5 protein-coding genes and 1 pseudogene are annotated in these 6651 nt (G+C 73.0%); 1 reads left to right on the top strand and 5 read right to left on the bottom strand.

The window, feature by feature from the left end; all coding sequences use genetic code 11:
• A pseudogene (locus tag GRC12_RS40395) lies at positions 1 to 329 on the top strand (nucleopolyhedrovirus P10 family protein); the annotation flags it as partial.
• Positions 330 to 833: 504 nt separating this feature from the next.
• Here GRC12_RS40395 and GRC12_RS40390 read toward each other — a convergent pair.
• The 5 genes from GRC12_RS40390 to GRC12_RS40370 form a co-directional block, all read right to left on the bottom strand.
• Positions 834 to 1637, bottom strand: coding sequence for an enoyl-CoA hydratase/isomerase family protein (locus GRC12_RS40390; protein WP_133048223.1), 804 nt, complete (start codon positions 1635 to 1637; stop codon positions 834 to 836).
• A 127-nt stretch (positions 1638 to 1764) separates the two neighbouring features.
• Positions 1765 to 1986 carry a helix-turn-helix domain-containing protein gene (locus tag GRC12_RS40385; RefSeq protein ID WP_004002281.1) on the bottom strand — a complete coding sequence of 74 codons (222 nt, stop codon included), beginning with the start codon at positions 1984 to 1986 and terminating at the stop codon, positions 1765 to 1767.
• Positions 1987 to 2332: 346 nt separating this feature from the next.
• Complete coding sequence (locus GRC12_RS40380; protein WP_208785436.1) at positions 2333 to 3931, bottom strand: ABC-F family ATP-binding cassette domain-containing protein; 1599 nt, start codon at positions 3929 to 3931, stop codon at positions 2333 to 2335.
• 148 nt (positions 3932 to 4079) lie between these two features.
• A complete protein-coding gene (locus tag GRC12_RS40375) occupies positions 4080 to 5480 on the bottom strand; it encodes a hypothetical protein (RefSeq protein WP_208785435.1) in 1401 nt (466 codons plus the stop codon).
• 170 nt (positions 5481 to 5650) lie between these two features.
• Positions 5651 to 6651: alpha/beta hydrolase (locus tag GRC12_RS40370; protein WP_208785434.1), on the bottom strand; the 1001-nt coding region annotated here is incomplete at its 5' end.

Raw genomic sequence — 6651 nt, 5'->3', positions numbered from 1 at the left:
GGGCTGAGTCGGGGGCGGGGGCTTACTACCCGCCGCCCGCACCGCCACGACCGGCGGAGCCGGAGACGGCCGACGAGGAGCGCGTGGCCGTCGCCGCCCTGGCCGTCCCGGGCGTGGACCGTCTGCTGGGCGGCGTCGGGCATCGGGCCGTGCGGCTGGAGGAGCGGCAGTCGGAGGCCGCGCTGCCCCGCCGCCATGTGCGCGTGGAGTTCGCGGTCCGCGCGGACCACCGCCCACTGGACGTGGCCCGAGAGGTCCGCACCGCCGTCTCCGCAGCCCTGCCGGACCACCCGACGGTGGCGACCCTGGTCACGGCGGTGGGCCACTGACCGAGGCCCGGCGCCGGGGCCACCTCTCCAAGATCTTCGACTACGAGTGGATGGCCGACCACGGCTTCCTCACGGACGAGGGTCCCCCCGACGCACCGGCATACGCCCGAAGAACGGCCGCGGCGCGGGCCCGCGCGGCCGATCCCACCGGACCGGCACCGCCCGCCGCGCAGGAGGTGCAGGCGGTCGCGGCTAGCCGGCCCAGGCCGTCCCACCCGCGCGGATCACACACCGAGGCCCGGCGGCACCGCCCGCCGCGCCGGACCGGCACAGACGGTCGCGGCTGACCGGCGCAGGCAGCAGTCCCGCCCACCCGCGGGTCACGCACCGAGGCCCGGCGGCACCGCCCGCCGCGCCGGACCGGCACAGACGGTCACGGCCGGCCGACACAGGCAGTCCCACCCGCGCGGATCACACACCGAGGCCCGGCGGCACCGCCCGCCGCGCCGGACCGGCACAGACGGTCGCGGCTGATCGGCGCAGGCAGTCCCGCTCACCCGCGGGTCACTCGCCGAGGCCCGCCAGGTCTCGCAGGCGGCGGGCCTGGGCGGCTCGTTCCGCTGCGCGCTGGTCGTCGTAGGTGCGGTCGTGGGCGCCGCGGAGCAGGGTCTTGGTCTCGATCACCGCGTCCCGGGGGGCCGCCAGGATCGCCGATGCCAGGTCGGAGACGGCCGCGTCGAGCTGGTCGGCGGGGACGGCGAGGTTGGCGAGGCCGGTGCTGACCGCCTCCTCGGCCTGGACGAAGCGGCCGGTGAGGCAGATCTCCAGGGCGCGGCCGTAGCCGACGAGGGCGACGAGCGGGTGCGTGCCGGTCAGGTCCGGGACCAGGCCCAGGCTGGTCTCGCGCATGGCGAACTGCACGTCGTCCGCGACGACGCGCAGGTCACAGGCGAGGGCGAGCTGGAAGCCGGCCCCGATGGCATGCCCCTGGACGGCGGCGATGGACACGAGGTCGCCGCGCCGCCACCAGGTGAAGCCGTCCTGGAATCCGGCGATGCTCGCGTCGAGTTCACCGTCGCTGCTGCGCGCGAGGTCGATGAACGTCGGCTCGCCCTCGATGCCCTCGGGCGTGAACATCTGCCGGTCGAGGCCGGCGGAGAAGGACTGCCCCTCGGCACGCAGCACCACGACGCGGACCGACCCCGGCAGCACCCGCCCGGCCTCGGCGAGCGCCCGCCACAGGGCGGGGCTCTGCGCATTGCGCTTGGCCGGGTTGGTGAGCGTCACCGTGGCGATCGCGTCGTCGACGGTGAGCCGTACGCCGTCCTTGTCGAGTACGGGACCGAGGTCCTGGGCGGACGTGGCCATGGGGCGCCTCCGATGAGTGCGGTCAGCAGAGCAGTAGGAACTACAAGCTAAGTGACTGCACAGTAACCACCCGGCCAGTCATCCGACCGACCGGGTGGCCACCATCGAAGCCGATGGGCCGCCCGGGTCAGGACGAGGCGGCCTTCTTGCCCCGTGTCGCACCGCCACGCCCACGGAGCGTGACGCCCGACTCGCTGAGCATCCGGTGCACGAAGCCATACGAGCGGCCGGTTTCCTCGGCCAGTGCCCGAATGCTCGCACCGGAGTCGTACTTCTTCTTCAGGTCTGCCGCGAGCTTGTCGCGCGCGGCGCCGGTCACCCGGCTGCCCTTCTTCAGAGTCTCGGCCACCCGTGCCTCCTCATGGGAAGTGCGCTCTGGTCTCCTCATGATCACCCCTCCGGGCCGTCATGGCCACCCATTCGGCAAGGTCCGTGAGACAGGCTTTTGACGACAGGAGCGCGTCCCCACATGCGGAATACGGAATTCCGCGTTGTCGTGTTCGTTCGGCCGAACGGGTTGATCCACGAAGTGCCAGGTCAGGACGTGACGCGGCCGAGCCCTTCAGGACACAGGGCTCGGCCGGGAAAATTGATGTAGGACACACCTCGGTACGAGGAGATCTCACACAGATGGTGGATCACCGATGGGCCGAATGATCCATACGGCGTTGATCACGCGGTGATCAGGTATTCGATCAAGCGAGGGCGACGAGGTCCGCGTAGTCGGATCCCCACAGATCCTCGACCCCGTCGGGCAGCAGGATGATGCGCTCCGGCTGGAGTGCCTCCACGGCGCCCTCGTCGTGGGTGACCAGGACGACCGCACCCTTGTAGGTGCGCAGGGCGCCCAGGATCTCCTCGCGGCTGGCGGGGTCGAGGTTGTTGGTGGGCTCGTCCAGGAGCAGCACGTTGGCGGAGGAGACCACCAGGGTCGCGAGGGCCAGGCGGGTCTTCTCGCCGCCGGAGAGGACGCCGGCCGGCTTGTCGACGTCGTCGCCGGAGAACAGGAACGAGCCGAGCACCTTGCGGACCTCGACGAGGTCCATGTCGGGGGCGGCCGAGCGCATGTTCTCCAGGACCGTGCGGTCGGCGTCCAGGGTCTCGTGCTCCTGGGCGTAGTAGCCGAGCTTGAGGCCGTGCCCGGGGACGACACCGCCCGTGTCGGGCTGCTCGACGCCCGCGAGGAGCCGGAGCAGGGTGGTCTTGCCGGCGCCGTTGAGGCCGAGGATGACGACCCTGGAGCCCTTGTCGATGGCCAGGTCGACGTCGGTGAAGATCTCCAGCGAGCCGTAGGACTTCGACAGGCCCTCGGCCATCAGCGGGGTCTTCCCGCAGGGCGCGGGCTCGGGGAAGCGCAGCTTGGCGACCTTGTCCGACTGCCGCACCGCCTCCAGGCCGGCGAGGAGCTTGTCGGCACGGCGGGCCATGTTCTGCGCGGCGACGGTCTTGGTCGCCTTGGCCCGCATCTTGTCGGCCTGCGAATGCAGCGCGGCGGCCTTCTTCTCGGCGTTGGCGCGCTCGCGCTTGCGCCGCTTCTCGTCGGCCTCGCGCTGCTGCTGGTAGAGCTTCCAGCCCATGTTGTAGACGTCGATCTGGGCGCGGTTGGCGTCCAGGTAGAACACCTTGTTGACGACCGTCTCGACCAGGTCGACGTCGTGCGAGATGACGATGAAGCCGCCGCGGTAGGTCTTGAGGTAGTCCCGCAGCCAGATGATCGAGTCGGCGTCGAGGTGGTTGGTCGGCTCGTCGAGCAGCAGGGTGTCCGCGTCGGAGAACAGGATGCGCGCCAGCTCGATACGGCGGCGCTGACCGCCGGAGAGCGTGTGCAGCGGCTGGCCGAGGACCCGGTCGGGCAGGTTGAGCGCGGCGGCGATGGTGGCGGCCTCGGCCTCGGCGGCGTACCCGCCCTTCGTCAGGAACTCCGTCTCCTGGCGCTCGTACTGCCTGAGCGCCTTCTCCCGCGTGGCGCCCTGGCCGTTGGCAATGCGCTGTTCGTTCTCGCGCATCTTGCGCAGCAGGACGTCCAGTCCGCGCGCGGAGAGGATGCGGTCGCGGGCGAGGACGTCGAGGTCGCCGGTGCGGGGGTCCTGCGGGAGGTAGCCGACCTCTCCGGAGCGGGTGATCTGGCCGGCGGCGGGGATGCCCTCGCCGGCGAGGCACTTGGTGAGGGTGGTCTTGCCGGCGCCGTTGCGTCCGACCAGGCCGATGCGGTCGCCCTTGGCGACGCGGAAGGTGGCGGACTCGATGAGGACTCGGGCGCCGGCGCGCAGCTCGATACCGGTGGCGGAGATCACGGACATGCTCCAGGGCGGACAGGGGGTTGACGGATGGGCGGCTGAGGACGTTCCCGCCGTCTAATGCGCGAGGAGAATGGCCATGGGCCAAGTCTAACGGGGCCGTGCAAGCGCATTTTCTACGTCCGGGTGTTCGTTACGGCACTTGTCAGTTCCCTCCGGTGTGCACCTGGAACGCGGCGCGGCGCACGGCCTTGGCGAGGGCCGGGTCGGGGTGGGCGGCGGCGAGGGCGACCAGGACCTGGACGGTGCGCGGGTGACCGACGGCGCGGACCTCGTCGAGCAGCATCGGCACCGTGGGCTGCACGGCGGACTCCAGGTGCCGTACCAGCATGGGGGCCTCGCCGTGGTCGGCGACGGCGGCCGCGGTGTCGACCCAGAGCCAGGTGGCCTCCTCGCGGGTGAGCACCTCGTGCGCGTCCTCGGGATCGACGCCGTCGTGCTCGGCCAGCCACAGCAGGGCGTACGGGCGCAGGGTGGGCTCGTCGGCGACGGCGCGGACGTCGGGCTCGGCGGGGGCGCCGACCACGCGCAGCGCCTCGAAGGCGAGACCGCGCAGCAGGGCGTCGTCGCCGCGGGCGGCGGCGATGAGCTCGGTGACGGCGCTGCCGACGGGGCGGGCGGCGAGCCAGGCGCGGTACTCGGCGCGGGCGGCGTTGGGGCGCAGCTGGGCGCAGCCGCGCAGCATCTCCTCGGCGACGGCCTCGATGTTCCCGGCCGGGCTCTGCGCGGCGACGCAGATCTGCTCCAGCTTCACCCACACCGCCCAGTTGCCGAGCGGGGTGAGCGTCGCGTGTCCGTCGCCGTAGGTGAGGGCGCCGACGGAGGCGAGGGCGTGCAGGGCCCAGTCGAGGAGGGGGGCGAGCGGGGCGTCGGGCGCCTCGGGCGGCTCGACGGGCTCCGGCTGGGGACCGTACGGGATCTCACAGCGCTCGGTGCGCAGTTCGACGACCCGCTGCTCCAGCAGGTCCAGCAGCTGCTCCACCGGGACGGGCCCGGCGGACAGCTGGAGGAAGGAGAGCACCTGCGGCATCGCCGAGACGACCTCGGCGACGGCGGCGGGCTCGTGCTCCGAGGGTTCCGGGTGGGCCAGCGACCAGGCGTCGAACAGGGCGACCCAGCCGCGCAGTACGGCGCTGTCGTCCCGGTCCCAGGCGCGCAGCCGCCAGCCGGGGCGTGCGCTGTCGCCGTGCACCTCGACGAGGCCCGCGAGCCGCGCGGTGTCCCAGTCGGCGCGGACCTGAGCGACGGTCAGGCCGAGGTCCCGGGCCGCCCGTTCGGCGGTCGCGTCGGAGAGGGTGGCCTTGCCGTCGGACCGCGCGCCCTCGCTGCCGGGGCCGAGGGCGTCGTCGGCCCAGTGGGCGACGCGGGCCGCGTCGGCAAGACCTGAGCGCGCCATTCTGGCCAGCTCCGCGGGTGCCGGTGTGCCCTCCGGCGGGCGCGGTGCCGGGCGCCGTGGGCGCCGCTGGTTCACGGCTGTGGGGGCGGCGGCCAGGGGTCGCGGGCGGACGAGTCGAAGCCTGGAGTCGCGCGGGATACGGGACGTCACGGGTGCAGTCTTCCGGTTGACGGTCCGAAAACCCAAACGGAAGGTCACCGGGGGCGACGGGCGTGGCCAAGGGACGGGGCCCAGGGGGCGGTGAAGGGCCTGGAACAGGCCAGTGGTACGGCCTTAAACGGAACCGGGTCGACCGTTCGGCCCCGATTTCTCGCGACGGGTCACATCAGCGGGGTGAGGAAGCGGCGCAACGCCTCTTCGTACCCTTTCGGGTCGGCGTTCCACATCGCCGCGTGCGGGGCCCGGCGGACGGTGTGCAGGGCGACCAGGTTCGGGCGGCCCTCGGCGAGGCTGCGGGAGAACTGCCAGGGGGCCAGGGCGTCGTCCGGGCCGTGGATGACGAGGGTCGGCACACTCGGTTCGGCGGCGGCCGCGGCGGAGCGGTCGCCCTCCATGCCGGTGCGGCCCTGCGCGGCGCGCACCGCGAGCGGCAGCAGCGCGCCCGGGGTGCGGCGGGCGGCGGCGAGGGCGCGCAGGGTGGTCGCCCAGCTGAGCACCGGCGAGTCCAGGATCAGCCCGGAGACGCGGTCGCGCAGTCCCGAGTGGGCGGTGGCGCGCATCGCCATGGTGGCGCCGGTGGACCAGCCGAGCAGCACGACCCGTTGGGCGCCGTTGCCCACGGCGTGCCGGATGGCCGCGTCCAGGTCGCGCCACTCGGTCTCGCCGAGGTGGTTCAGGCCGTCCGGGGAGCGGGGTGCGCCGGGGTCGCCGCGGTAGGCGAGGGCGAGCACCGGGAAGCGCTGGCGGTGCAGGAACTCCATGACGTTCATGGTGAGTTCGCGGGTGGTGCCGAGGCCGTGCACGGCGATGACCCAGGTGCTGCGCGCGCCGGGCACGAACCAGGCGGGCAGGGTGCCGAGTTCGCCGGGGATGTGGACGTCGGTGTGGTCGAGGCCGAGGGTGTCGCGGGGGTTGCCGACGTACAGGTTGGGAGTGAGCCACACCTTGTCGCCGGGTTCGAGGGTGCCGTGCGTGACCCGTTCGAGGCGGCGTACGACGGTGTCGGCGGAGTGGGTCGCGTGGGCGAGGACGGGACCGACGACCGCGTGGGTGCCGTCGCCGGCCAGGCCGTAGGTGCCGGGGCGCAGCGCGGCGAGATCGCGGGTGAGGGCGATCTGGCCGGCCGCCGTGGCGTGCACGGTGAGCCGGGGTTCGGTGGGCA

Origin of the sequence: Streptomyces griseorubiginosus (assembly GCF_017614965.1) — a bacterium.
GTDB classification, from domain to species: Bacteria; Actinomycetota; Actinomycetes; order Streptomycetales; family Streptomycetaceae; genus Streptomyces; species Streptomyces griseorubiginosus_B.
This window is presented reverse-complemented; position numbering and strand designations above follow the sequence as displayed.